This window comes from Enterobacter sp. SA197 (assembly GCF_054131575.1).
The window spans coordinates 127,940-154,744 of sequence record NZ_CP096393.1 but is presented as its reverse complement, the minus strand read 5'-3'; the positions used below and the strand labels follow the sequence as shown (position 1 = coordinate 154,744).

At 53.6% G+C, this 26,805-nt stretch carries 18 protein-coding genes, 4 tRNA genes, 3 rRNA genes and 1 riboswitch; of the genes, 6 read left to right on the top strand and 19 right to left on the bottom strand.

The features are described 5' to 3' along the window. Positions 1–2: 2 nt before the first annotated feature. From ilvM to ilvL, 3 genes are all read right to left on the bottom strand, one after another. The gene (gene ilvM / locus M1D91_RS00720) at positions 3–266 is read right to left on the bottom strand and encodes an acetolactate synthase 2 small subunit (protein WP_437433027.1); all 264 of its coding nucleotides are present in this window, start codon (positions 264–266) and stop codon (positions 3–5) included. Continuing rightward, on the bottom strand, positions 263–1,909 hold the full coding sequence (gene ilvG / locus M1D91_RS00715; RefSeq protein WP_437433028.1) for an acetolactate synthase 2 catalytic subunit: 1,647 nt from the start codon (positions 1,907–1,909) through the stop codon (positions 263–265). Before ilvG ends, ilvM begins: the two co-directional genes overlap by 4 nt. 139 nt (positions 1,910–2,048) lie before the next feature. Next, positions 2,049–2,147 carry an ilv operon leader peptide gene (ilvL, locus tag M1D91_RS00710; protein ID WP_001311244.1) on the bottom strand — a complete coding sequence of 33 codons (99 nt, stop codon included), beginning with the start codon at positions 2,145–2,147 and terminating at the stop codon, positions 2,049–2,051. 341 nt (positions 2,148–2,488) lie between these two features. Between ilvL and M1D91_RS00705 the strand changes: the two genes are divergently transcribed. Further along, on the top strand, positions 2,489–4,012 hold the full coding sequence (locus M1D91_RS00705; protein WP_437433029.1) for a YifB family Mg chelatase-like AAA ATPase: 1,524 nt from the start codon (positions 2,489–2,491) through the stop codon (positions 4,010–4,012). A 22-nt stretch (positions 4,013–4,034) separates the two neighbouring features. On the opposite strand, the gene M1D91_RS00700 is transcribed toward M1D91_RS00705, so the two are convergent. After that, complete coding sequence (locus tag M1D91_RS00700) at positions 4,035–4,373, bottom strand: MaoP family protein (RefSeq protein WP_437433030.1); 339 nt, start codon at positions 4,371–4,373, stop codon at positions 4,035–4,037. Positions 4,374–4,491: 118 nt separating this feature from the next. Here M1D91_RS00700 and hdfR point away from each other — a divergent pair, with 118 nt between their 5' ends. Further along, complete coding sequence (hdfR, locus tag M1D91_RS00695; RefSeq protein ID WP_437433031.1) at positions 4,492–5,313, top strand: HTH-type transcriptional regulator HdfR; 822 nt, start codon at positions 4,492–4,494, stop codon at positions 5,311–5,313. A 97-nt stretch (positions 5,314–5,410) separates the two neighbouring features. Here hdfR and M1D91_RS00690 read toward each other — a convergent pair. From M1D91_RS00690 to btuB, 9 genes are all read right to left on the bottom strand, one after another. Further along, positions 5,411–5,486, bottom strand: a tRNA-Trp gene (locus M1D91_RS00690). Positions 5,487–5,493: 7 nt separating this feature from the next. Continuing rightward, a tRNA-Asp gene (locus tag M1D91_RS00685) sits at positions 5,494–5,570 on the bottom strand. Between the two features lie 55 nt (positions 5,571–5,625). Then, positions 5,626–5,741: ribosomal RNA gene (rrf, locus tag M1D91_RS00680) — 5S ribosomal RNA — on the bottom strand. Positions 5,742–5,936: 195 nt separating this feature from the next. Continuing rightward, a 23S ribosomal RNA gene (locus tag M1D91_RS00675) occupies positions 5,937–8,842 on the bottom strand. A 207-nt stretch (positions 8,843–9,049) separates the two neighbouring features. Continuing rightward, a tRNA-Ala gene (locus M1D91_RS00670) sits at positions 9,050–9,125 on the bottom strand. Between the two features lie 109 nt (positions 9,126–9,234). Beyond that, a tRNA-Ile gene (locus M1D91_RS00665) sits at positions 9,235–9,311 on the bottom strand. Between the two features lie 71 nt (positions 9,312–9,382). Continuing rightward, positions 9,383–10,922 (bottom strand): 16S ribosomal RNA (locus tag M1D91_RS00660). The 16S, 23S and 5S rRNA genes sit together here with 4 tRNA genes alongside, the layout of an rRNA operon. 393 nt (positions 10,923–11,315) lie before the next feature. Continuing rightward, positions 11,316–12,167, bottom strand: a complete 852-nt coding sequence (gene murI / locus M1D91_RS00655) for a glutamate racemase (protein WP_437432286.1) — start codon at positions 12,165–12,167, stop codon at positions 11,316–11,318. Then, a complete protein-coding gene (btuB, locus tag M1D91_RS00650) occupies positions 12,112–13,962 on the bottom strand; it encodes a TonB-dependent vitamin B12 receptor BtuB (RefSeq protein WP_437432285.1) in 1,851 nt (616 codons plus the stop codon). Before btuB ends, murI begins: the two co-directional genes overlap by 56 nt. A gap of 66 nt (positions 13,963–14,028) precedes the next feature. After that, a riboswitch (cobalamin riboswitch) is annotated at positions 14,029–14,208 on the bottom strand. 118 nt (positions 14,209–14,326) lie between these two features. Here btuB and trmA point away from each other — a divergent pair. Further along, entirely contained in the window at positions 14,327–15,427 is a 1,101-nt protein-coding gene (gene trmA, locus M1D91_RS00645; protein ID WP_437432284.1) for a tRNA (uridine(54)-C5)-methyltransferase TrmA, read from the top strand. A gap of 52 nt (positions 15,428–15,479) precedes the next feature. Here trmA and M1D91_RS00640 read toward each other — a convergent pair whose 3' ends face one another. After that, positions 15,480–15,833 carry a YijD family membrane protein gene (locus M1D91_RS00640; protein ID WP_437432283.1) on the bottom strand — a complete coding sequence of 118 codons (354 nt, stop codon included), beginning with the start codon at positions 15,831–15,833 and terminating at the stop codon, positions 15,480–15,482. A 10-nt stretch (positions 15,834–15,843) separates the two neighbouring features. Continuing rightward, positions 15,844–16,482 carry an HTH-type transcriptional repressor FabR gene (fabR, locus tag M1D91_RS00635; RefSeq protein WP_437432282.1) on the bottom strand — a complete coding sequence of 213 codons (639 nt, stop codon included), beginning with the start codon at positions 16,480–16,482 and terminating at the stop codon, positions 15,844–15,846. Between the two features lie 196 nt (positions 16,483–16,678). On the opposite strand from fabR, the gene sthA reads away from it, so the two are divergent. After that, positions 16,679–18,079, top strand: coding sequence for a Si-specific NAD(P)(+) transhydrogenase (gene sthA, locus M1D91_RS00630; RefSeq protein ID WP_437432281.1), 1,401 nt, complete (start codon positions 16,679–16,681; stop codon positions 18,077–18,079). Here sthA and oxyR read toward each other — a convergent pair. The 4 genes from oxyR to argC all read right to left on the bottom strand — a co-directional run bounded on the left by oxyR (position 18,062) and on the right by argC (position 22,545). After that, positions 18,062–18,979 carry a DNA-binding transcriptional regulator OxyR gene (gene oxyR / locus M1D91_RS00625; protein ID WP_437432280.1) on the bottom strand — a complete coding sequence of 306 codons (918 nt, stop codon included), beginning with the start codon at positions 18,977–18,979 and terminating at the stop codon, positions 18,062–18,064. The two genes, sthA and oxyR, sit on opposite strands and share 18 nt — an antisense overlap. 309 nt (positions 18,980–19,288) lie before the next feature. Further along, on the bottom strand, positions 19,289–20,662 hold the full coding sequence (argH, locus tag M1D91_RS00620; protein ID WP_437432279.1) for an argininosuccinate lyase: 1,374 nt from the start codon (positions 20,660–20,662) through the stop codon (positions 19,289–19,291). An 86-nt stretch (positions 20,663–20,748) separates the two neighbouring features. Then, complete coding sequence (gene argB, locus M1D91_RS00615; RefSeq protein ID WP_437432278.1) at positions 20,749–21,525, bottom strand: acetylglutamate kinase; 777 nt, start codon at positions 21,523–21,525, stop codon at positions 20,749–20,751. A 15-nt stretch (positions 21,526–21,540) separates the two neighbouring features. Next, positions 21,541–22,545 (bottom strand): N-acetyl-gamma-glutamyl-phosphate reductase, encoded by a 1,005-nt coding sequence (gene argC, locus M1D91_RS00610; protein WP_437432277.1) that lies wholly within the window; start codon positions 22,543–22,545, stop codon positions 21,541–21,543. Positions 22,546–22,717: 172 nt separating this feature from the next. On the opposite strand from argC, the gene argE reads away from it, so the two are divergent. Next, entirely contained in the window at positions 22,718–23,869 is a 1,152-nt protein-coding gene (gene argE, locus M1D91_RS00605; RefSeq protein WP_437432276.1) for an acetylornithine deacetylase, read from the top strand. A gap of 260 nt (positions 23,870–24,129) precedes the next feature. Next, positions 24,130–26,781, top strand: coding sequence for a phosphoenolpyruvate carboxylase (ppc, locus tag M1D91_RS00600; protein ID WP_437432275.1), 2,652 nt, complete (start codon positions 24,130–24,132; stop codon positions 26,779–26,781). Positions 26,782–26,805: the final 24 nt, after the last annotated feature.

Genomic DNA, 26,805 nt, shown 5'->3' with positions numbered 1-26,805 from the left:
GCTCAGGCGCGGATCTGTTGTGATGAGGTTGTACTTTGCTGGATATCAACCCGGGCGACGTCGATCAGTTTACTTAGCTGGCTAAACAGTAAGTCGACGGGGCGAGGGCTGGCAACGGTCAATTCAATATTTATGCTCTGAGCGTCGGTGGTGGTTTCCATGTTCATCGCACAAACCTGAAAGCCACGATGGCGCACCACACGTAAAACACGTTCTAACGTTTCCGGGTTCAAACGCGCCTGCACGGCGACCTGATGTTGCATCATGATAATTTCTCCAGCATTTCTGCATTACTGGCACCGGGCGGTACCAACGGCCAGACATTCTCAAGCTCGTCGATTGAGACATGAAGCAGGTAAGGCCCCTCGCAGGACAACATGGTGTCGAGTGCCGCTTCAACCTGGTCTTTACGGGTGATGTGCTGGCCGGGAATGCCGAAGGCGCTGGCCAGAACGAGGAAATCGGGGTTATCGGTAAGGGTAGTTTCGCTGTAACGTTCGTTGAAAAATAACTGCTGCCACTGACGAACCATCCCTAAACGCTGATTGTCCAGTAACACGATTTTCAGCGGCAACTGCTTGCGTTTTACGGTGCCCAGCTCCTGCACATTCATCATGAAAGAGCCGTCACCGGAGATACAGATTACCGTATCGTCCGGGCGTGCCACCTGAGCACCCACGGCGGCGGGAAGGCCGAAGCCCATCGTGCCTAAGCCACTGGAGGTGATGAAATTCTCCGGGCGCGTGTAGGTCATGTGCTGCGCCGACCACATCTGATGCTGACCCACATCGGTGGTCACCACGCTGTCAGCCGGTTTGCGATCGGACAACTGTTTCAGTAACAGCGGCGCATAAATAGCCTCACCCGGATGGTCATAGCGCCAGGCGAATTCAGTGCGCATATCGGCATTGAACTGTCGCCATTCGCTGATGGTGAGCGTTTGCTGCAATGCAGGCAGCAGCGCATTCAGATCGCCCTGTAAACTGACGTGCGCCTGGCGTAACTTGTTCATTTCCGCCGGATCGATATCCATATGGATAACTTTCGCATGCGGGGCGAAAGTGTTCAGTTTGCCAGTAACGCGATCGTCAAAACGCGCGCCGACGGCAATCAGCAGATCGCACTCCTGAACCGCCAGGTTTGCCGCTTTGGTGCCATGCATTCCCAGCATCCCCAGATACCAGGGATAGCTGTCTTCTACTGAACCGAGGCCTTTCAGCGTGCAGGTAACTGGCATTTGTGTGACCGCCAGGAAATCGCGCAATGGCGCAACTGCCTGCGCCATGCCCACGCCGCCGCCAACGTACAGCATCGGCTTTTTGGCCTCAGCCAACATCCTTTGCGCCAGCTGCATTTCCGCATACGGGAAAGAGAAGTCATCTTCAACAGTGGAAAAATGCGGCTCCAGATCGCCGGTCTCTAACTGGATATCTTTCGGAATATCAACCAGAACGGGGCCAGGACGGCCTGAGTTTGCCACCTGGAAAGCTTGCGCCATAATACGCGGCAGCTCTTCCAGCGACTGCACCAGGAAACTGTGTTTGGTGCAGGCCAGCGACAAACCGAGAACGTCCACTTCCTGAAAGGCGTCCGTTCCAATGAAGGGTGCGGAAACCTGACCTGTGATAGCAACAACCGGAACGGAATCCAACAGCGCATCTGCCAGACCAGTTATCAGGTTGGTCGCACCTGGACCGGACGTGGCGATACATACCCCAGTTTTCCCTGTAGAACGCGCATAGCCGATGGCCGCCATTGCCGCCCCCTGTTCATGCCGGCACAACAGGTGTTCCACGCCGCCGTCATACAATGCATCGTAAACCGGCATAATTGCGCCACCCGGATACCCGAAAACCGTATCGACCTGTTGTGCCCGCAACGCATGTACTACCCACTGTGCGCCATTCATAGTCACTTCCCCGCCGTAAATCGGGAGAAACAGAATTTTGTGCTAGTACTCATCCTCTGCTCCTCGCTTATGTTTTTAGGTCATAAAAAAACCCCCGGACCTTTCGGTGCGGGGGTCTTAGTTCGTTAAGGCTTGATTCTTAAGCCTTTCCTCGTCCAAGTGCAGCCCCGCACGGTGGGATAATAATCACCACCACGCTAATCACGACCAGGCTAATCACTCGTAGAAGGGCTGTCATTTTCTGTACTTTCTGTCTTCAGGTTCGAAGGAATACCTAAAGAGTTATCACAGATATGAGAGGTGGCACAAGAAAAATTTATAGCCCCGATAACGCACATACAAAGAATTGTCATAAAACCTGTTGTTTTTTATGAACAAATCAAACAATGAAATTTCTTCACCCTTTCAGGGTATTTCAGCGGATGAGGAGCATCCAGGTGAAGATGCGACGCTTCATCCACGCTCTTGCAACCATCTTGAAACGGGTTAATTTCTCCGGAAGCCGTCTCGTAAATCTCGCAACGGCCTTCCTGTGAAAGCACATTCACCGTGCATACTCCCGATGCACAGGGAGGTGTTATGACGTTATCAGTTATCTATACCAGGGCAGCTTTAGGCGTTTCAGCGCCGCTCATCACTGTAGAGGTTCATATCAGTAACGGGCTTCCCGGTCTGACTATGGTTGGACTGCCAGAGACAACCGTCAAAGAAGCGAGGGATCGTGTCCGTAGCGCCATTATCAACAGTGGCTATGAATTCCCGGCGAAAAAGATCACGATTAACCTTGCACCGGCTGATTTACCCAAGGATGGTGGGCGATACGATTTACCTATCGCTATCGCGCTTCTCGCTGCTTCAGAGCAACTCAACGCCAGTCATCTGGACCAGTTTGAGTTTGTGGGAGAATTAGCCCTTACAGGCGCATTGCGGGGCGTTCCTGGGGCGATATCAAGTACTATTGAAGCTATTAAGGCGGGTCGACGCATAATCGTCTCACAGGAGAATGAAGCAGAGGTGAGTCTTGCGGAAACAGAGGATTGTCTTGTCGCAAGCCACCTCCAGGAAGTATGTGCATTTCTTGAAGGTAAACATGCCCTGCAGCCCCCCTCTTTTACATTGCAGCCCATAGTGGAAAATACACATGATGATTTAAGCGATGTGATCGGTCAGGAGCAGGGCAAACGCGCGCTGGAGATAACCGCTGCGGGGGGACATAACCTGTTGCTGATTGGACCACCCGGGACAGGTAAAACTATGCTGGCCAGCCGCCTGGGACCACTACTGCCTTCGCTAAGCAACCAGGAAGCGCTGGAGAGTGCCGCGATCCTTAGTCTCGTAAACTCTGCCAGCATTGCCAAAAAATGGCGGCAACGGCCGTTTCGCGCACCTCACCATAGTGCTTCACTGACGGCAATGGTGGGAGGAGGGGCAATACCTGCCCCCGGAGAGATCTCCCTGGCCCACAATGGTGTGCTCTTTCTCGATGAACTGCCTGAGTTTGAACGCCGGGTTCTTGATGCACTACGTGAGCCCATCGAATCAGGGCAGATACATATTTCGCGAACACGGGCCAAGGTAAGTTATCCCGCCCGTTTTCAACTTATTGCCGCTATGAATCCCAGCCCCACCGGACACTACCAGGGTAATCACAATCGTTGCACTCCAGAACAAACCCTACGCTATCTGGGAAGACTGTCTGGACCTTTTCTCGACCGGTTTGATATCTCACTGGAAATCCCGTTATTGCCGCCAGGCTTGCTGAGCCAACCACAGCATAAAAGCGAGGGCAGTGCTCAGGTTCGTGAACGCGTCACCCGAGCGCAGGCGCGACAGTATCAACGTCAGAGAAAGCTAAATGCCCGCCTGGAAAACAGCGAGATGAGGGAATGTTGCTCTCTTATTCAGGAAGATGCTCACTGGCTGGAGGAGACGCTAGTGCAGTTGGGCCTGTCCATCCGGGCATGGCAGAGGCTATTAAAGGTCGCCCGTACTATCGCCGATCTGGAAGAGCAGGAAAGCATTCAACGGTCACATCTGCAAGAAGCGCTCAGCTATCGTGCCATTGACAGGCTGCTGATTCATTTGCAAAAAATGATGGCATAAAAAAGGGGCCGTAGCCCCTTTTTTAGTCGTCTGATTCCGTGTAGTCCTCATTCCCTTCAACCTGCGGTTTTCCGCCAGAAAGGGTATGAAAACGTTTTGGACGCTTAACGCGTGCCATATACTTGCACCAGACGCGTTCGGCTTCGGTTTGTGGCTCATTTTCGCCGCGGCAAACAGAAACAAAATGCGTTTCTTCTTCAGTGCTTGGCTCACGCTTTCCGAGATCCAACTCATTGAATGCGTAACCGTGGCGCTCAAGCAACTGAGCTTCTTTGATGGTGAAGTCACCATGACGGGAAAACCCGCGCGGATAATGTTTGTTATCAAAAAAACGATTAGTCGTCGTAAAGCTTTCCGCCATCCTGCACGCTCCTAATTCTTTGGCCGAGCTATTTATGGCGCGGAGTATTAGTTACGCTTGACAGAGTGTAAAACAAAAGATTTAAATCATTACGACAAATAATTTTGCGGAGAAACCTGTGGATACGGAATTGCTGAAAACTTTCCTGGAAGTCAGCCGAACACGCCACTTTGGACGGGCTGCCGAAGCGCTTTATTTAACACAATCAGCGGTAAGCTTTCGTATTCGTCAGTTAGAAAATCAGCTTGGCGTGAATCTGTTTACCCGGCATCGCAATAACATCCGCCTTACTGCTGCCGGGGAGAAGCTTTTACCTTACGCAGAAACGCTAATGAATACCTGGCAGGCAGCACGCAAGGATGTCGCTCATACGTCGCGGCACAATCAGTTCTCTATAGGTGCAAGCGCCTCTCTTTGGGAATGCATGCTAAATCATTGGCTTGGAAGGCTTTATCAGCTTGAAGAAAATTTGCAATTTGAAGCGCGGATCGCACAGCGGCAGTCTTTGGTCAAGCAACTCCATGAACGCCAGCTTGACCTGCTAATCACGACAGAAACCCCGAAGATGGACGAATTTAGCAGCCAGTTACTGGGGCATTTCACGCTTGGCCTCTACTGCTCTTCGCCGGAAAAAACCAAATCCCAGCTCAACTACTTACGCCTGGAGTGGGGCCCGGATTTTCAGCAGCATGAAACAGAATTACTCTCCGGAGATGATGTTCCAACCCTGACGACCAGTTCAGCGGAAATAGCACATCAACAACTTCCAGTGCTTAACGGATGCACATGGCTACCTGTTTCATGGGTTCAGCAGAAAGAGGGGTTATATACCGTTGCCGACAGCACCACACTTTCGCGACCGCTATATGCTATCTGGTTACAAAATAGCGATAAGCAGAGCCTGATCCGTGAGCTTCTTAAAGTAGCTGTTATCGATTGATGTTTTTATGGAAGAAAACAGTTAATGAGGGATGGCGGACAGGAATAAAAAAGACAAAAAAAATCCTTAGCAAGTGCTAAGGATTTTTTTAACTTTCTGGCAGGGGCGGAGAGACTCGAACTCCCAACACCCGGTTTTGGAGACCGGTGCTCTACCAATTGAACTACGCCCCTAATAGGGTGGCGGAACGGACGGGACTCGAACCCGCGACCCCCTGCGTGACAGGCAGGTATTCTAACCGACTGAACTACCGCTCCACCGAATTTTTCTACAACCACCGGTTTATTGCCCCGGTTTACTGCTTAATTTGATGCCTGGCAGTTCCCTACTCTCGCATGGGGAGACCCCACACTACCATCGGCGCTACGGCGTTTCACTTCTGAGTTCGGCATGGGGTCAGGTGGGACCACCGCGCTACTGCCGCCAGGCAAATTCTTTGTGCTCTGTACGCAATCTTTTATCGCATCAGCCGCGTTGCCTGCGCTCGCAAAGTCAGTCACATACCTCAGTATGCTCCTTCCTTTCCTTCGCTGGCCGCCTTGCTGCTGCGTAAATTATTGCGCACTTAATTCTGGAATCAGCTGAAAATCGTGTTTCTCACGCCAAAACAGCTTCGGCGTTGTAAGGTTAAGCCTCACGGTTCATTAGTATCGGTTAGCTCAACGCATCGCTGCGCTTACACACCCGACCTATCAACGTCGTCGTCTTCAACGTTCCTTCAGGAGACTTAAAGTCTCAGGGAGAACTCATCTCGGGGCAAGTTTCGTGCTTAGATGCTTTCAGCACTTATCTTTTCCGCATTTAGCTACCGGGCAGTGCCATTGGCATGACAACCCGAACACCAGTGATGCGTCCACTCCGGTCCTCTCGTACTAGGAGCAGCCCCCCTCAATTCTCCAGCGCCCACGGCAGATAGGGACCGAACTGTCTCACGACGTTCTAAACCCAGCTCGCGTACCACTTTAAACGGCGAACAGCCGTACCCTTGGGACCTACTTCAGCCCCAGGATGTGATGAGCCGACATCGAGGTGCCAAACACCGCCGTCGATATGAACTCTTGGGCGGTATCAGCCTGTTATCCCCGGAGTACCTTTTATCCGTTGAGCGATGGCCCTTCCATTCAGAACCACCGGATCACTATGACCTGCTTTCGCACCTGCTCGAGCCGTCACTCTCGCAGTCAAGCTAGCTTATGCCATTGCACTAACCTCCTGATGTCCGACCAGGATTAGCTAACCTTCGTGCTCCTCCGTTACACTTTAGGAGGAGACCGCCCCAGTCAAACTACCCACCAGACACTGTCCGCAACCCGGATAACGGGTCCACGTTAGAACATCAAACATTAAAGGGTGGTATTTCAAGGTTGGCTCCACGCAGACTGGCGTCCACGCTTCAAAGCCTCCCACCTATCCTACACATCAAGGCTCAATGTTCAGTGTCAAGCTATAGTAAAGGTTCACGGGGTCTTTCCGTCTTGCCGCGGGTACACTGCATCTTCACAGCGAGTTCAATTTCACTGAGTCTCGGGTGGAGACAGCCTGGCCATCATTACGCCATTCGTGCAGGTCGGAACTTACCCGACAAGGAATTTCGCTACCTTAGGACCGTTATAGTTACGGCCGCCGTTTACCGGGGCTTCGATCAAGAGCTTCTCCTTACGGATAACCCCATCAATTAACCTTCCGGCACCGGGCAGGCGTCACACCGTATACGTCCACTTTCGTGTTTGCACAGTGCTGTGTTTTTAATAAACAGTTGCAGCCAGCTGGTATCTTCGACTGGTTTCAGCTCCGTGAGCAAGTCACTTCACCTACGCACCAGCGTGCCTTCTCCCGAAGTTACGGCACCATTTTGCCTAGTTCCTTCACCCGAGTTCTCTCAAGCGCCTTGGTATTCTCTACCTGACCACCTGTGTCGGTTTGGGGTACGATTTCGTGTTACCTGATGCTTAGAGGCTTTTCCTGGAAGCAGGGCATTTGTCACTTCAGCACCGTAGTGCCTCGTCATCACACCTCAGCGTTAAAAGGTACCGGATTTACCTGGAACCTCCGCCTACATGCTTAAACCGGGACAACCGTCGCCCGGCCGACATAGCCTTCTCCGTCCCCCCTTCGCAGTAACACCAAGTACAGGAATATTAACCTGTTTCCCATCGACTACGCCTTTCGGCCTCGCCTTAGGGGTCGACTCACCCTGCCCCGATTAACGTTGGACAGGAACCCTTGGTCTTCCGGCGAGCGGGCTTTTCACCCGCTTTATCGTTACTTATGTCAGCATTCGCACTTCTGATACCTCCAGCAGCCCTCACAGGCCACCTTCAACGGCTTACAGAACGCTCCCCTACCCAACAACACATAAGTGTCGCTGCCGCAGCTTCGGTGCATGGTTTAGCCCCGTTACATCTTCCGCGCAGGCCGACTCGACCAGTGAGCTATTACGCTTTCTTTAAATGATGGCTGCTTCTAAGCCAACATCCTGGCTGTCTGTGCCTTCCCACATCGTTTCCCACTTAACCATGACTTTGGGACCTTAGCTGGCGGTCTGGGTTGTTTCCCTCTTCACGACGGACGTTAGCACCCGCCGTGTGTCTCCCGTGATAACATTCTCCGGTATTCGTAGTTTGCATCGGGTTGGTAAGCCGGGATGGCCCCCTAGCCGAAACAGTGCTCTACCCCCGGAGATGAGTTCACGAGGCGCTACCTAAATAGCTTTCGGGGAGAACCAGCTATCTCCCGGTTTGATTGGCCTTTCACCCCCAGCCACAGGTCATCCGCTAATTTTTCAACATTAGTCGGTTCGGTCCTCCAGTTAGTGTTACCCAACCTTCAACCTGCCCATGGCTAGATCACCGGGTTTCGGGTCTATACCCTGCAACTTAACGCCCAGTTAAGACTCGGTTTCCCTGCGGCTCCCCTATACGGTTAACCTTGCTACAGAATATAAGTCGCTGACCCATTATACAAAAGGTACGCAGTCACACCACGAAGGTGCTCCCACTGCTTGTACGTACACGGTTTCAGGTTCTTTTTCACTCCCCTCGCCGGGGTTCTTTTCGCCTTTCCCTCACGGTACTGGTTCACTATCGGTCAGTCAGGAGTATTTAGCCTTGGAGGATGGTCCCCCCATATTCAGACAGGATACCACGTGTCCCGCCCTACTCTTCGAGTTCACAACAGATGCGTTTTCGTGTACGGGACTTTCACCCTGTACCGTGCGACTTTCCAGACGCTTCCACTAACACATTTGCTGATTCAGACTCTGGGCTCCTCCCCGTTCGCTCGCCGCTACTGGGGGAATCTCGGTTGATTTCTTTTCCTCGGGGTACTTAGATGTTTCAGTTCCCCCGGTTCGCCTCATGCCACTATGTATTCATGACATGATAGTGTGACGAATCACACTGGGTTTCCCCATTCGGGTATCGCCGGGTCAAGGGTTCATATCACCTCGCCGGCGCTTATCGCAGATTAGCACGCCCTTCATCGCCTCTGACTGCCAGGGCATCCACCGTGTACGCTTGGTCGCTTAACCTCACAACCCGAAGCTGTTTCGTAAAACGCTTCAGTGTCGTGAAAATTTGAGAGACTCAAACACGCCTGTTTTTCTTTTCTTATTACGGAGAAAAGAGACAGGGTGTTGTTTCAATTTTCAGCTTGATCCAGATTTTTAAAGAGCAAAACTTCGCAGTGAACCTTTTCAGGTACACTCTGAAGTTTTCTTGTGGTGTGCAGTAAAGGATGGTGGAGCTATGCGGGATCGAACCGCAGACCTCCTGCGTGCAAGGCAGGCGCTCTCCCAGCTGAGCTATAACCCCATCGGAATACGTTTCTCTGTCACCGGAATTTTTCCTGAGGCAAGGCGTGGAACAGCGAAGCATACTGAGGTATGCGAGCGGTTTCACAACGCAGCATTCAGGGAAAATTTGGTAGGCCTGAGTGGACTTGAACCACCGACCTCACCCTTATCAGGGGTGCGCTCTAACCACCTGAGCTACAAGCCTGCAGAGATTTCTTTACTGCTTCATTTCATCAGACAATCTGTGTGAGCACTGCAAAGGCAGGTTCTTTAAGGTAAGGAGGTGATCCAACCGCAGGTTCCCCTACGGTTACCTTGTTACGACTTCACCCCAGTCATGAATCACAAAGTGGTAAGCGCCCTCCCGAAGGTTAAGCTACCTACTTCTTTTGCAACCCACTCCCATGGTGTGACGGGCGGTGTGTACAAGGCCCGGGAACGTATTCACCGTGGCATTCTGATCCACGATTACTAGCGATTCCGACTTCATGGAGTCGAGTTGCAGACTCCAATCCGGACTACGACATACTTTATGAGGTCCGCTTGCTCTCGCGAGGTCGCTTCTCTTTGTATATGCCATTGTAGCACGTGTGTAGCCCTACTCGTAAGGGCCATGATGACTTGACGTCATCCCCACCTTCCTCCAGTTTATCACTGGCAGTCTCCTTTGAGTTCCCGACCGAATCGCTGGCAACAAAGGATAAGGGTTGCGCTCGTTGCGGGACTTAACCCAACATTTCACAACACGAGCTGACGACAGCCATGCAGCACCTGTCTCAGAGTTCCCGAAGGCACCAATCCATCTCTGGAAAGTTCTCTGGATGTCAAGAGTAGGTAAGGTTCTTCGCGTTGCATCGAATTAAACCACATGCTCCACCGCTTGTGCGGGCCCCCGTCAATTCATTTGAGTTTTAACCTTGCGGCCGTACTCCCCAGGCGGTCGACTTAACGCGTTAGCTCCGGAAGCCACGCCTCAAGGGCACAACCTCCAAGTCGACATCGTTTACAGCGTGGACTACCAGGGTATCTAATCCTGTTTGCTCCCCACGCTTTCGCACCTGAGCGTCAGTCTTTGTCCAGGGGGCCGCCTTCGCCACCGGTATTCCTCCAGATCTCTACGCATTTCACCGCTACACCTGGAATTCTACCCCCCTCTACAAGACTCAAGCCTGCCAGTTTCGAATGCAGTTCCCAGGTTGAGCCCGGGGATTTCACATCCGACTTGACAGACCGCCTGCGTGCGCTTTACGCCCAGTAATTCCGATTAACGCTTGCACCCTCCGTATTACCGCGGCTGCTGGCACGGAGTTAGCCGGTGCTTCTTCTGCGGGTAACGTCAATCGACACGGTTATTAACCGTATCGCCTTCCTCCCCGCTGAAAGTACTTTACAACCCGAAGGCCTTCTTCATACACGCGGCATGGCTGCATCAGGCTTGCGCCCATTGTGCAATATTCCCCACTGCTGCCTCCCGTAGGAGTCTGGACCGTGTCTCAGTTCCAGTGTGGCTGGTCATCCTCTCAGACCAGCTAGGGATCGTCGCCTAGGTGAGCCATTACCCCACCTACTAGCTAATCCCATCTGGGCACATCTGATGGCAAGAGGCCCGAAGGTCCCCCTCTTTGGTCTTGCGACGTTATGCGGTATTAGCTACCGTTTCCAGTAGTTATCCCCCTCCATCAGGCAGTTTCCCAGACATTACTCACCCGTCCGCCACTCGTCACCCGAGAGCAAGCTCTCTGTGCTACCGTTCGACTTGCATGTGTTAGGCCTGCCGCCAGCGTTCAATCTGAGCCATGATCAAACTCTTCAATTTAAGTTTGATGCTCGTAGAATTAAACTTCGTAATGAATTACGTGTTCACTCTTTGAGACTTGGTATTCATTTTTTGTCCGAAGACATCAAGAATCCATGTCACTTTGAGTGCCCACACAGATTGTCTGAAAAATTGTTAAAGAGCAGTGCAACGCGGCTTTCGCTCACCGTTGCGAGGTGGCGTATATTACGCTTTCCTCTTTCAGAGTCAAGCGTTTATTTTCGCTTTTCTCTGCGGGCTTCTCAGTGAATCTCACCGGAACACCCTGCTGACCCGGCGGCGTGTGTGCCGTTGTTCCGTGTCAGTGGAGGCGCATTATAGGGAGTTATTCCGGGCTGACAAGTCTAAAATTCAAAAAACTTTTTAACCGTCTCTTTTTTGCGCAAAACGTCACTAAACTGGCAGTTTTTCAAGCGTTCTGAAGCCATAGCGTTGCAAAACGGGCAATAAAAGTACAGTTTCGGGCGTGACCTCCATGCAATACGCAATATTTTCATCGGCTGATTTTGCATCCGGTGCTTCATGCTCAAGTAGCCAGGCGGTACGACGCGCTATCGCCGCACCTGAGTCAATAAAACGTGTCCCTTCCGGCAATACCTGCAAAAGCTCATCCTGCAGTAAAGGGAAGTGCGTACAGCCCAGCACCACGGTATCTGGTGGCTCACTCATACGTAGCCAGGGGCGGAGGATTTTCTTAAGCTCATCAAGTGGAACCGGTTTGCCATGTAGCTTCGCTTCTGCAAGCTCGACCAGCTCAGCCGAACCCAACATTTCGATGGTGCATTCATTAGCAAATCGCGAGATAAGCTCATGGGTGTAAGGGCGTTTCACCGTCGCGCGGGTTGCCAGTAATCCCACTACGCCGTTTGCGGTTAAACGTGCCGCCGGTTTAATGGCAGGTACTACCCCGACAACCGGGAAGGAGAATTTTTCGCGCAAGGCCGGGAGAGAAACGGTACTGGCCGTATTGCAGGCGATAATGGCAAGGGCCAGCGGGTATTGAGCCTGAACAGCGGTGACGATTTCAACAACGCGTTCAACAATAAACGCTTCACTCTTTTCCCCGTAAGGAAAGGCGACGTTATCGAAGGTGTAGATGTAATGAAGATCCGGCAGGAGATGCCGGATCTCGTCGTAAACCGATAACCCACCGACGCCAGAGTCAAACACCAGCACGGTGGGCCGTAGTTCAGAAGGTGTAGCTGCCAGACAAGGTGTATTCCCGTCCTGCAGTTTGGTAGCCATAAGCTGTCTCGTAATCTTTATCGAACAGGTTAGCTATTTTACCACGAACTGTCAGGTGTGAGGTCACTGGATATGACGCAGAAAAATCGACAGTACTGTAACCTGGCAACACACGTTGCTCAGGATTGTAGGCCGATGTTCTGTTGTCGTAGCGCTTACCGAAATACTCCCAGGCAAGATTCATGTCCACATCGAAGACCGCCCAGTCAAGCTGATACTTGGCCTGGCGCTTCGCACGACGTGGCAGCACTTCGTCAGTTTCATCATCACGCGGGTCAATATATTGCAGCGTAACGCGGTGAGAGAAGATGCCGGTGTCCACAGTGCCCGTCCACTCTACGCCCTTAATCGTTGCCGAGTTGATGTTGTAATAAGCCGTGTCGCTGTAGGTAATAAGATTATCAATCTCATAACGATAAGCAGACAGGCGCCAGTCAAGCGGCCCGCTCAGTCCCTCAATACCCGCTTCCCATTGCTTAGACTCCTCCGGCTTAAGATCCGGATTGGAGGCAATGTTAAAACGCTTCGCACCAAACTGCTGCCCCAACGACGGCGCCAGGAAGCCGGTACCGTAAGAGAGCGTCAGACGATAGTTTTCAACGAACTCCCAGCCTGCAGCCGTCTGCCAGGTGCCGTGCCAGCCGAACTCTTCGTCTTTGTCCTCACGCCCGGAGGCTTCCAGCGTGACGTCGCCAAACTGCTGCAGGCCAGACAGGTAGAGTCCGGTATTATCGCGGTCGTAGGCTTCACGAGAGCGTTTGTTAGAGGAGACCAGACGTTCCTGTTTCCAGTCTGCGCCTGCGCTCACCGAACCATGACCAACTGCAACATTATTCGCCCACTGAATATAACGCTGCTCCATGTCATCCAGCGTGGTGCCGTCTTCATAACGACCATAGATGCTGCTGTAGTTGTAGTCTTTGCTTTTCTGGTAGCTCGCCACCAGCTGGGACGAGTAGATCCCCTGATTAAGGCTCAGGCCGGTATCCCACCCCTGACTGTACAACTGACGCTCATCCGCACTGTATTCCGGCAGGAACGGCGGGCTGCCAAGGTCATAGTCCACATTATTGCTAAAGCTGTACCCACGGAAGAAGCCGTCAATATTGTCGTTGAACTTATGCTGCAGGCTTCCCCAGAAGGTTTTATTGCGGTAACCATCACGGTCAGCATCATGGTCCCATGAAGAGCCCGGCTGCACGTTAAAACCACGAGTACTGGTGTAGGATCCAGCGGCAGTGACCACGGTGTCATCAAAGCGCTGCCGCAGTGTGCCGTCATAGGTCTGGTATCCTTTCGAACCGATGCTGGCATTAATCTGCGATTGCTCGCCACCGCTCTGGGTAATGACGTTAACCACACCACCGATTGCGCCGGAGCCGTAAACGGTCGAGCGCGGGCCACGGATGTATTCAACGCGCTGCACTAAAGAGAGGGGGATCTGGTTAAGCTCCGGGTCGTTTGAAATACCGGAGCGTGCAACCGGCACGCCATCAATCAACAGCAACAGGTGTTTCGCTTCTGTACCCCGAACAAAAACAGAGGCGGTCTGACCCAGACCACCATTTTGCGCGATATCCACGCCAGGCAGTCGACGTAGTACGTCAACCAGGGAGCGTGACTGCCAGCGATCGATATCCTCACGAGTTACGACTTCCGTGGGCGCCAGTACCGTTTTGGCAGGCTGTTGAAAACGATTTGCTGTCACCACCAGCGTGTCCGGGTTGCTGTCCTGCGCCCAGCCAGAAAATGCCGTGACGGAGAGCGCCGTCAGCAGCGAAACTTTTTTTATCATTGTGTAAGCATCCACATAATAGGAAGGATGCCGCAGGTACCCTCAGTAGCTCGCGACGACGGTACCAATTGCGACGTAACTCCGGCAGGTCTTCGGGCTTGGAGGTACTACAAGATGATGACTTCCCACTTTTATAAGCAGTGTCTGCTTTCGCTATCATCCCACCTTTCCTTACCGCTGCGCGTCAGCTCCAGATTTACACTGGATTCCCTTTTAACTTACAGGACCGGAACAGGGATGCTACATTCATAAACATATAGATGTCCAGACTGCTATGAGGTGAATCGAAAAAACATCCGGCGCTGGACATCCCCTGAGCAACCCCTACAATCCCCGCGTTATTCTTACTCATTCAGGAAATACGATGACTCCCGAACACCTGCCAACAGAACAGTATGATGCGCAACTTGCCGAGAAAGTCGTGCGTCTGCAGTCGATGATGACGCCCTTCTCCGCGCCCGTACCGGAGGTGTTCCGCTCGCCGGTCAGCCATTACCGTATGCGTGCCGAGTTCCGCATCTGGCACGATGGCGACGACCTGTACCACATCATTTTCGATCAGCAGAGCAAAAGTCGTATTCGCGTGGACAGTTTCCCGGCGGCAAGTGAGCTGATTAATCAGCTGATGAAGGTGTTGATGGAGAGCCTGCGCGAGAACAAAACGCTGCGCCATAAGCTTTTCCAGATTGATTACCTGACCACCCTCAGCAATCAGGCCATCGTCACTCTGCTCTATCACAAAAAGCTGGACGAGGCGTGGCGTGAAGAGGCGACCCGCCTGCGTGATGCCCTGCGGGCACAAAACCTGAATGTGCAACTGATTGGCCGAGCAACCAAAACCAAGATTGCGCTTGATCAGGACTTTATTGATGAGCGTCTGCCCGTTGCGGGTAAAGAGATGATCTACCGCCAGGTAGAAAACAGCTTCACACAACCTAATGCCGCCATGAATATACAGATGCTGGAGTGGGCGCTGGGTGCAACAAAAGGGTCAACCGGGGATCTGCTCGAACTATACTGCGGTAACGGCAACTTCTCACTGGCACTCGCCCGTAATTTCGACCGCGTTCTGGCAACGGAAATCGCCAAGCCATCGGTAGCGGCAGCGCAATACAACATTGCCGCAAACCATATCGATAATGTGCAGATTATCCGCATGTCGGCAGAAGAGTTCACCCAGGCAATGAACGGCGTGCGTGCGTTCAACCGCCTGCAGGGGATCGATTTAAAGAGCTATCAGTGCGAGACGATTTTCGTCGATCCACCGCGCAGTGGGCTGGACAGCGAAACCGAGAAGATGGTGCAGGCGTATCCCCGGATTTTGTACATTTCCTGTAATCCGGAAACCTTGTGTAAGAATCTTGAAACGTTAAGCCAGACGCACAGCATTGAACGTCTGGCCCTGTTCGATCAGTTCCCCTATACGCACCATATGGAGTGCGGGGTTCTGTTAACAGCGAAATAGTTTATAAACGGTTGCCAGGCCTGATGGCGCTTCGCTTATCAGGCCTGAGGTCCTACAGCCCCTGATTGCGGTTACGCATACGAAAACCGATCCAGAACACCAGAATCACCGACAGCACCGCCGGGAAGAAGTTGGAGCCGATGTCCGGATACTCCGCTCGCACCACGGTGCTGTAAAGCAATACACCGAGAATAAAGCAGGCGGCCGCAAGGCCAGGCAGACCCACGGGCATGGTACGGTTTTGATAGCGTTGATGCAGGCAGTACACTGTCAGCACCAGGGAAATAATGGGGAATACGGAGAAAGGCACAATGGAGCTAAAAATCGCTGCAAAGGTGCCATTAATGGATAAGCCAGCGATTAACGCCAGCAACAACGTACCTCTATCTTGACCTGACTGTTTCATTACTCGTCCTTCACTCATCGGGTTGATGCGCCATTTTTTCTTGTTCACGGCGATACCAGTAATACGCGCCTTTGGAAATCATCCTCAGCTGTAGCACCAGTCGCTCTTCTAATTGCTTGCGTTGCTCAATGCCTACATCCAGCGCCTCAGCGCCTGCACTAAACACAATCGTTACCATCGCCTCGGCCTGCGCTTCAGTGAACGCCCGCGGCATATGGTTTTCGATTTCAAGATAGTCGGCAAGTTCCGCAATAAAATGCTGGATTTCACGCGCCACCGCTGCACGAAATGCCGCAGAGGTACCCGAGCGTTCACGTAATAACAGCTGGAACGCATTTGGGTTATTGCCGATAAATTCCATAAAAGTTGAAACGGATGTACGGATAACGCTGCCGCCTTTGGCGATACGTTGACGCGCCTGACGCATCAACTGACGCAGCATCAATCCGCTCTCATCGACCATGGTCAGGCCGAGTTCATCCACATCGCGGAAATGACGATAAAAGGACGTCGGGGCTATGCCCGCCTCGCGCGCAACTTCACGCAGACTCAGGCTGGCGAAACTTCGCTCAGCGCTCAGTTGACTGAATGCCGCTTCAACCAGCGAACGCCGGGTTCTCTCTTTTTGTTGCGCTCTTACGCCCATCACAATGCTTGAATCCTTCCGCAGACCTGCTGGCACTATACCAGAGAATAAAACTAATCGGATTGTACTGGTTTGTGAATGATTGTTTACGAGCTCTTTCTGCTTTCGCGCACGAAAAAAGCACAACGATAATTGGGTTATCGCGCTGTTGATGTTACTATTATGTTGCTTTTATGTATAAGAACAGGTAAGCCTTGCCATGCCACATTCCTACGATTACGACGCAATAGTTATAGGCTCAGGCCCGGGCGGTGAAGGTGCTGCTATGGGTCTGGTTAAACAGGGTGCCAGAGTGGCGGTCATTGAGCGCTATCATAACGTGGGCGGTGGTTGTACCCACTGGGGAACTATCCCGTCAAAAGCCCTCCGCCACGCCGTCAGCCGCATTATCGAATTCAATCAAAACCCATTATACAGCGACCACACCCGCATTCTTCGCTCCTCCTTTGCCGATATTCTTAACCACGCGGACAGCGTGATAAATCAGCAAACGCAGATGCGTCAGGGCTTCTATGAACGTAACCGCTGTGAAATTCTGCAGGGGAATGCGCACTTTATTGACCCGCATACGCTGGCGCTGGAGTGCCCGGACGGCTCGGTCGAAACGCTGACAGCAGAGAAATTTGTCATTGCCTGCGGTTCACGCCCGTACCATCCGGCCGATACCGATTTTGCGCATCCGCGCATTTACGACAGCGATTCCATCCTCAATATGCATCATGAGCCACGCCATGTGATCATCTATGGTGCCGGGGTGATCGGCTGCGAATATGCGTCGATCTTCCGGGGGATGAATGTCAAAGTCGATCTGATCAACACGCGCGATCGTCTGCTGGCCTTCCTCGATCAGGAGATGTCAGACTCCCTCTCCTACCACTTCTGGAACAGCGGTGTGGTCATCCGTCATAACGAAGAGTACGAGCACATCGAGGGGACCGAGGATGGCGTGATTATGCATCTGAAATCCGGCAAGAAGGTGAAAGCTGACTGCCTGCTCTATGCTAACGGACGCACCGGTAATACCGACAGCCTGCAGCTGGAGAACATTGGGCTTGATGCTGACGGACGCGGTCAGTTGAAAGTGAACAGCATGTACCAGACCGCGCTTCAGCATGTGTATGCCGTCGGAGACGTCATCGGCTATCCAAGCCTGGCTTCGGCCGCTTACGATCAGGGTCGCATTGCCGCGCAGGCGATGATGAAAGGTGAGGCCACCGCCCATCTGATTGAGGATATCCCCACCGGTATCTATACCATTCCTGAGATCAGCTCTGTCGGCAAAACCGAACAGCAGCTGACCGCCATGAAAGTGCCTTATGAAGTGGGCCGCGCGCAGTTTAAGCACCTGGCGCGGGCGCAGATTGTGGGCATGAGCGTGGGCACGCTGAAAATCCTGTTCCACCGTGAAACCAAAGAGATTTTGGGGATTCATTGCTTTGGTGAACGCGCGGCCGAAATCATTCACATCGGTCAGGCGATTATGGAGCAGAAAGGCGGTGGTAACACTATCGAGTACTTTGTTAACACCACCTTTAACTACCCGACCATGGCCGAAGCCTATCGGGTAGCGGCGCTAAACGGTTTAAACCGCCTGTTTTAACGCGCTGTCGAAGTGGCCATCCATTGCACCACGGATGGCCTCTGCCAGGTGTTCATAACGGCTGCGCAGTGGGGAGCCTGGACGATAGACCAGCCCAACGGTACGGCGTGGTTCCGGCTTGATGCAGGGCAGATAGATTACGCCATCGCGTTCACGCTCACGGGGAACCGCCAGCGCAGGCAGCAAAGTAATGCCGCTTCCTGCCGCAACCATGTTGCGCAGCGTTTCAAGACTGGTCGCCCGGAAATGGGTATCTTCTTCCGCGCCGGCCTCAAAACAGAAGCCCATCGCCTGGTCGCGCAGGCAGTGTCCATCTTCCAGCATCAGCAGTTTTTCACCCGCCAGGTCTGCCATCGGTACGCGGTCGCGGTTTGCCCAGGGGTGATCGGCATAAATCGCCAGCATCATCGGCTCATCGAACAACGGTACTTCAATAAAGGCTTCACTCTCTTTTACCAGCGCGAGAATGGCGCAGTCGAGCTTACCGCTATCCAGCTGGGCCAGTAGCTGATGGGTTTGCGCTTCGTGCAGATACATTTCCAGTTTCGGGAACGTCTGATGCAGCAAAGGAATAATATGCGGCAGCAGATAAGGACCAACGGTGGGGATTAAGCCAATATGCAGCGGACCAGACATGGCTTCCCCCTGCTGGCTTGCCATCTCCTTGAGCACTTTGACCTCACGCAATACGGTGCGCGCCTGATCCACCAGCAACAGACCAGCCTGCGTAAACAGGACTTTGCGACTGGTGCGCTCTAAAAGCATCACGCCAAGCTCGTCTTCCAGCTTACGTATTTGCCCGCTCAGCGTGGGCTGGCTGACATGACAGGAATCCGCGGCACGGCGAAAATGGCGGTGTTCAGCTAACGCCACCAGATATTCAAGATCACGAATATTCATTATTCATCCTCCATCGCCACGATAGTTCATGGCGATAGATAGAATAGCAATGAACGATTATCCCTATCAAGCATTCTGTACAATAATTAGCATCAGAAACGAAGCGGACACCATTACCCTTGTTGCCACTGCCTCTTTCTCTCTGAATAACTAAAGCCAACGTGAACATTTTGCGGACCTCTGCGTCCGCTTTTTTTTGCGTCAAAATCCTGATAAATAAAAGCAAAAAGGCAACCCAGGTTGCCTTTTTATCTCTGCGCCCTCTCCTTATGGGAGCGGGCTGGAGTGAGGGCATCAGCCCGCAGGGGATCAAACTAAACGATTTTTCGCATCCGCAATCGCCTGCGCGACCTGCTGCGGGGATACTCCGCCTTTGGCGGCACGCTTATCCAGACAGGATTGCAGCGACAGAATCGGATAGACATCTTCGGCAATGACGGCGCTGAATTTCTGCAGGTCGGCCAGCGGCAGATCTTCCAGCGGCTTACCCTGCCGGATAGCGTCTACCACCGCTTCGCCCACAATATGGTGCGCTTCACGGAACGGCACACCTTTAGCGACCAGATAATCCGCCAGCTCAGTGGCATTAGCATAGCCCTGCTGCGCCGCTTCCTGGCAACGCGGACGCTTCACCTGAATGCCATCCAGCACCAGCGCCGCCATGTGCAGGCAGTCCAGCCAGGTGTCTAGCGCATCGAACAGCCCTTCTTTGTCTTCCTGCATGTCTTTGTTGTAGGCCAGCGGCAGACCTTTGAGGGTCATCATCATGCCGGTCAATGCCCCCTGCACACGGCCACATTTACCACGGATAAGCTCAAGCGCATCCGGGTTTTTCTTTTGCGGCATCAGCGAGGAGCCCGACGTTACACGATCGGACAGCTCTACAAATCCGGCTTCGCCAGTGTTAAAGAAAATCAGGTCTTCGGCAAAACGAGACAGATGCACCATGCTAATTGAAGCATCAGAGAGCAGCTCCAGCACATGGTCACGGTCAGAAACGGTATCCAGACTGTTACGGGTCGCGCAGCTAAAGCCCAGCCAACCGGCGAGTTGCTCACGATCGATCTCATAAGCGGTCCCCGCCAGCGCGCCACAACCCAGCGGGCTGACATCCAGACGCTTAAGCGTGTCCTGCAAACGGCTTTCGTCACGCGCCAGCATCTCAACGTAGGCCAGGCACCAGTGGGCAAAGGTTACCGGCTGGGCACGTTGCAGGTGGGTGTAACCTGGCATCACCGCGTCCTGGTTATTTTCTGCGGTTTCCACCAGCGCGCTTTGCAGCTGACGGCAGGCGGCAAGCAGCTCTGCTACTGTATCCTTGCACCACAGTTTGAGATCGGTCGCCACCTGGTCATTACGACTACGCCCGGTGTGCAGCTTTTTACCCAGCTGACCCACTTTATCGATAAGCTTGCCTTCCACCCAGCTATGGATGTCTTCCGCATCGCTTTCGAGGATCTGCTGTGGGTTCGCCTGCACTTCCTCTAACAGAACGTTCAGCGCGCCTTCCAGCTGAGCCTGCTCTTCACTGCTCAGCACGCCCACGGTGACCAGCGCTTTGGACCAGGCCACAGAGCCAACGATATCCTGCTCCGCCAGGCGATAGTCAAAGCGCAAAGAGTCATTGAACTGTTTGAACCGTTGATCTGCTGCCTGTGAAAAACGCCCACCCCAAAGTGCCATAACATGCTTCCTTAAATTCGTTTCGTTCTGATATTTATGCCGGATGGCGCTGCGCCTGTCCGGCCTTAAGATTCGGTTGCTTGTGCTTACGCGAGAATACGCGTGCCAATCGGCGTGCCGTTAAACAGCGCAGGCAGTTGCTCTGCATGACGCCAGGAGGCGATATCCACCGGGCGGTTCAGGGCGCGCGCAGCATCCAGCGCCGCATTCACCTTCACAATCATGCCGTCGGTGATAATGCCCTGCGCAATAAGCTGTTCTGCTTTGGCCGCCGTCATTTCGGCGATACGCTGGCCTTTGCCATCCAGAATCCCGCTCACATCTGAAAGGAGAATCAAATCTGCTCCCAGCGTTGCTGCCAGCGCCGTCGCTGCCTGATCGGCATTGACGTTCATCAGGCGGCCATCGTCGGTCACGCCAATCGAGCTGATAACCGGCAGGAAGCCGCCTTCCAGCAGGGAATTCACCAGCTTCGGCGAGCCGGGCAGCGCCTGACCCACATGGCCCAGTTCTTTATCCAGCTCGGTGACTTTCACGCTGTCTCCGTCGCCAAGGAACAGGCCAACAGAGGCAATCTTGTGTTTCTTCGCCCAGGCCAGCAGGGTTTTGTTGGCCGTGCCCGCCAGGGCGCCGGTAATAATGTCGATTTGATCGGCAGGGGTGACGCGCAGACCGTTTTTCTTGGTCACCGGTAAACTGAGCTTTTTCATCAGCTCATCCACCACACAGCCACCGCCATGCACAATCACCAGCGGACGTTCATGGGATTCACGGTAATTCACCAGCGCGGTAAACAGACGCTCCAGCGCTTCTTCACTATCCAGCAGTACGCCACCGAGTTTAATAATTAATGGGTTCATCATCACGCCTGCACTCAATTAGATAAGAGACTGGGTTTCAGCATAGCCGAAACGAATATTTGCACACTGCATAGCCTGAGCCGCCGCCCCCTTCAGAAGATTATCTTCGGTCGCGACCACAATCAGGTGCTCATCCTGTACCGCAAAGCCGATATCGCAGAAGGGCAGACCCACTACGTTTTTCAGCGCCGGCACGCCTTTTTCATACAGGCGCACCAGTGGCTTATTGCGGTAGGCCTTCTGGTAAATCTCTGCAATCTGCCCGTGCGTCACGCCAGGCTTCAGGCGGCAGGTGATGGTTTCCAGAATGCCACGGGCGAAATTACCCAGATGCGGGGTGAAAATCACCGGTGCGCCGAGGTGGGTGGTGATTTCCGGATGATGGCGATGGTTAAACACGCCATAAGGCTGCAGGCTGACCTCACAGAAGCTATTAGAGACTGCCGCTTTGCGCCCTGCGCCGCTCACACCGCTGGTTGCGTTAATCACCGGCCACTGGTTGAGATCCAGCACGCCGGCATCAATCAGCGGTTTAAGAGAGAGTTGCGCTGCGGTTGGGTAACAGCCCGGCACCGCGATGAGATTCGCCGCTTTCAGCGCATCAGTGCTCCACTCCGCCAGCCCGTAGACCGCCTGCGCCAGCAGGTCAGGGTGCTGATGCGTGAAGCCGTAGAATTTTTCATAAAACGCGGGGTCGTTAACACGGAACGCACCGGAGAGGTCAAACACCACGCAGCCAGCGGCAAGAAATTGTGGTGCCAGGTCGTGACTCACTTCGTGCGCGGTCGCCAGAAACACCACGTCAACGCCTTCAACGAACTCGTTGATGTCGGACATTGGCTGCAACGGCAGATCAACAATGCCTTTCAACTGCGGATGTAAATCGGAGACCAATTTTCCTGCATCATTGCTTTGCGCTGAAACCGTCAAAGCGGTTATGTTCATATGAGGATGGCGATTTACATAGGTCACTAGCTCTGCGCCGGCATATCCGCTGGCACCCACAATTAATGTGTTCAACATCGGGGCAGTCTACCTTCTTAGTGCGTCAAGTTTGCCAGGGAGTGATTCGACATCAATCCCACGTCGCTCTGTAAAGGCGCCGAATGGGTTCCTTTACGCTCAACATTAATGTATTTTTATTCACTATTAATGCATGAATATTGATACTATCACGAACTCAGGTATGTCAACAATGAAAATGAATTTGCCGCCATTTATCGAGATTTACCGCGCCCTGATTGGCACGCCGTCCATCAGCGCAACGGAAGAAGCCCTTGATCAAAGCAATGCTTCTTTAATCAATCTGCTGGCAGGATGGTTTGGCGACCTCGGGTTCAAGGTGGAAGTTCAGCCCGTTCCCGGCACGCGCAATAAGTTTAATCTGTTAGCCAGCATTGGTGAGGGGGCGGGTGGCCTCCTGTTAACCGGTCACACCGATACCGTCCCCTTTGATGACGGTCGCTGGACGCGCGATCCCTTCACGCTGACCGAGCACGACAACAAACTCTACGGGCTGGGGACGGCGGATATGAAAGGCTTCTTCGCCTTCATCCTGGATGCCCTGCGTGATATTGATGTGACGACGCTGAAAAAGCCGCTCTACGTACTGGCCACTGCCGACGAAGAGACCAGTATGGCAGGCGCACGCTACTTCGCCGAAAACACGCAGCTGCGCCCGGACTGCGCCATCATTGGCGAGCCAACCTCCCTGCAGCCGGTGCGCGCCCACAAAGGTCACATCTCAAGCGCGATCCGCATTCTTGGGCAATCGGGCCACTCCAGCGATCCGGCACGGGGCGTAAACGCCATAGAGCTGATGCACGACGCCATCGGCCATATCCTGCATCTGCGCGATAACCTGAAAACGCGTTATCACTACGATGCCTTTACCGTCCCCTACCCGACGCTGAACCTCGGCAGCATTAACGGTGGCGATGCCTCTAACCGCATCTGTGCCTGCTGCGAGCTGCACATGGATATTCGTCCGCTGCCGGGAATGACCCTTAACGATCTCAACGGGCTGCTTGCTGAGGCCCTGGAGCCGGTAAGCAGCCGCTGGCCGGGTCGTCTTACCGTCACCGAACTGCACCCGCCGATTCCAGGCTACGAATGCCCGCCCGATCACCAACTGGTGGAAGTGGTGGAAAAACTGCTGGGCATGGAGACAGAAGTGGTGAACTACTGCACCGAAGCGCCTTTCATCCAGACCCTTTGCCCCACGTTGGTGTTAGGTCCTGGTTCCATTAATCAGGCACATCAGCCTGATGAATATCTTGAGACGCGCTTTATTAAGCCCACCCGCGAGCTGATAACCCAGGTGGTGCATCACTTCTGCTGGCACTGATTTACCTCATCTCACCCTGCCAGGGTGAGGTGAAATCGCAGTGACGTTGTTCACATTTTCATAAGCAACGCTTATCAGCCGCAAAGCGAATTAAATTTCGTAAATTCACGCCATTTATTCGTTTGCTGAACCGATTTCGCCGCAATTGACGCCGTGGATTTTACGTGGCTTTATAAAAGGCGGTGTCTGATATCTATCCGTTTCACGTTGCAGGGCGGTGGGTATAACAAAATAAAATGAGATGGGGTGTCTGGGTTAACATGAACGAACAATATTCCGCTTTGCGTAGTAATGTCAGTATGCTCGGCAAGCTGCTGGGAGATACCATCAAGGATGCGCTGGGAGAGAACATTCTTGATAGGGTCGAAACAATCCGTAAGCTGTCCAAATCTTCACGCGCGGGTAATGAGGCCAACCGTCAGGAGCTGCTCAATACGCTGCAAAACCTGTCCAATGATGAACTGCTGCCGGTCGCTCGTGCCTTCAGCCAGTTTCTGAATCTTGCCAATACCGCTGAGCAGTACCACAGCATTTCGCCAAAAGGCGAAGCCGCAAACAACCCGGAAGTGATTGCTCGTACGCTGCGTAAACTGAAAGACCAACCCGATCTCAACGAAGCGACCATTAAAAAAGCGGTGGAGTCGCTGTCGCTGGAGTTGGTGCTGACCGCTCACCCGACAGAGATCACCCGCCGTACGCTGATCCACAAAATGGTGGAAGTGAACACCTGCTTAAAACAGCTGGATAACAAAGATATTGTTGATTACGAGCGTAACCAGCTGATGCGCCGCTTGCGCCAGCTGATTGCGCAGTCCTGGCACACCGACGAAATCCGTAAGCACCGCCCCAGCCCGGTTGATGAAGCCAAATGGGGCTTTGCCGTGGTGGAAAACAGTCTGTGGGAAGGCGTGCCCAACTACCTTCGTGAACTGAACGAACAGCTGGAAGAGAATCTCGGTTACAGACTGCCAGTCGATTTTGTGCCGGTCCGCTTCACCTCCTGGATGGGCGGCGACCGTGACGGCAACCCGAACGTGACCGCGGATATTACACGCCACGTTCTGCTGCTGAGCCGCTGGAAAGCGACCGATCTCTTCCTGAAAGATATTCAGGTGCTGATCTCCGAGCTCTCTATGGTCGAGTGTACTGATGAACTGCGCGATCTGGCCGGTGCCGAAGGGGCGCAGGAACCATACCGCTACCTGATGAAGAAGCTTCGCAGTCAGTTAATGGCAACCCAGGCCTGGCTGGAAGCCCGTCTGAAAGGGCAAAAACTGCCGAAACCGGCTGGTCTGCTGACGCAGAATGAGCAGCTTTGGGAACCGCTTTACGCCTGTTATAAATCGCTGCAGGCCTGTGGTATGGGCATCATCGCCAACGGCGAACTGCTCGACACCCTGCGCCGCGTCAAATGTTTTGGCGTGCCGCTGGTACGCATTGATGTGCGTCAGGAGAGCACCCGCCATACTGAAGCGCTGGGTGAACTGACCCGTTACCTCGGCATCGGTGACTATGAAAGCTGGTCGGAAGCGGACAAACAAGCGTTCCTGATCCGTGAACTGAACTCCAAACGTCCTCTGCTGCCGCGCCAGTGGGAGCCGAGCGAAGAGACCCGCGAAGTGCTCGACACCTGCAAAGTTATCGTCGAGGCACCACGTGGTTCCGTGGCCGCTTATGTTATTTCGATGGCGAAAACGCCGTCCGACGTGCTGGCCGTACATCTGCTGCTCAAAGAAGCGGGTATTGGTTTTGCGCTGCCGGTCGCACCGCTGTTCGAAACCCTCGACGACCTGAACAACGCCGATGATGTCATGACTCAGTTGCTGAACATCGACTGGTATCGCGGCTTCATTCAGGGCAAGCAGATGGTCATGATTGGCTACTCTGACTCCGCAAAAGATGCGGGCGTGATGGCGGCCTCATGGGCGCAGTATCAGGCGCAGGACGCGCTGATCAAAACCTGCGAAAAAGCGGGCATCGAACTGACGCTGTTCCACGGTCGCGGCGGCTCGATTGGCCGTGGCGGTGCGCCTGCTCACGCAGCACTGCTCTCCCAACCGCCGGGTAGCCTGAAAGGGGGCCTGCGCGTGACCGAACAGGGCGAAATGATTCGCTTCAAGTATGGTCTGCCGGAGATCACCATCAGCAGCCTGACGCTTTATACCAGTGCCATTCTGGAAGCGAACCTGCTGCCGCCGCCGGAGCCGAAAGATGACTGGCGCCATATCATGGATGAGCTGTCTGACATCTCCTGCGATATGTACCGCGGCTATGTGCGTGAAAACAAACATTTCGTGCCGTACTTCCGCTCGGCAACGCCTGAACAGGAACTGGGTAAATTGCCGCTTGGCTCCCGTCCGGCGAAACGTCGCCCGACCGGTGGCGTAGAGTCCCTGCGGGCAATCCCGTGGATCTTCGCCTGGACGCAGAACCGCCTGATGCTTCCGGCCTGGCTGGGTGCGGGCGCCGCGCTGCAAAAAGTGGTGGAAGATGGCAAACAGAGCGAACTGGAAGCCATGTGCCGTGACTGGCCGTTCTTCTCTACCCGTCTGGGTATGCTGGAAATGGTCTTCTCCAAAGCCGACCTGTGGCTGGCTGAGTATTACGATCAGCGCCTGGTTTCCCCTGAACTTTGGGCGCTGGGTGCCGAACTGCGTAAGCTGCTTGAGGCAGATATCAACGTGGTGCTGGCTATCGCCAACGATTCGCATCTGATGGCTGACCTGCCGTGGATCGCCGAGTCTATTCAGCTGCGTAACATCTATACCGACCCGCTGAACGTTTTGCAGGCCGAGTTGCTGCACCGCTCGCGTAAAGCGGAAGAAGAAGGTAAAGAGCCGGATCGCTGCGTCGAGCAGGCGCTGATGGTCACTATTGCCGGTGTCGCCGCGGGTATGCGTAATACGGGCTAATCCTCACTACACTGCGCAAAAGGC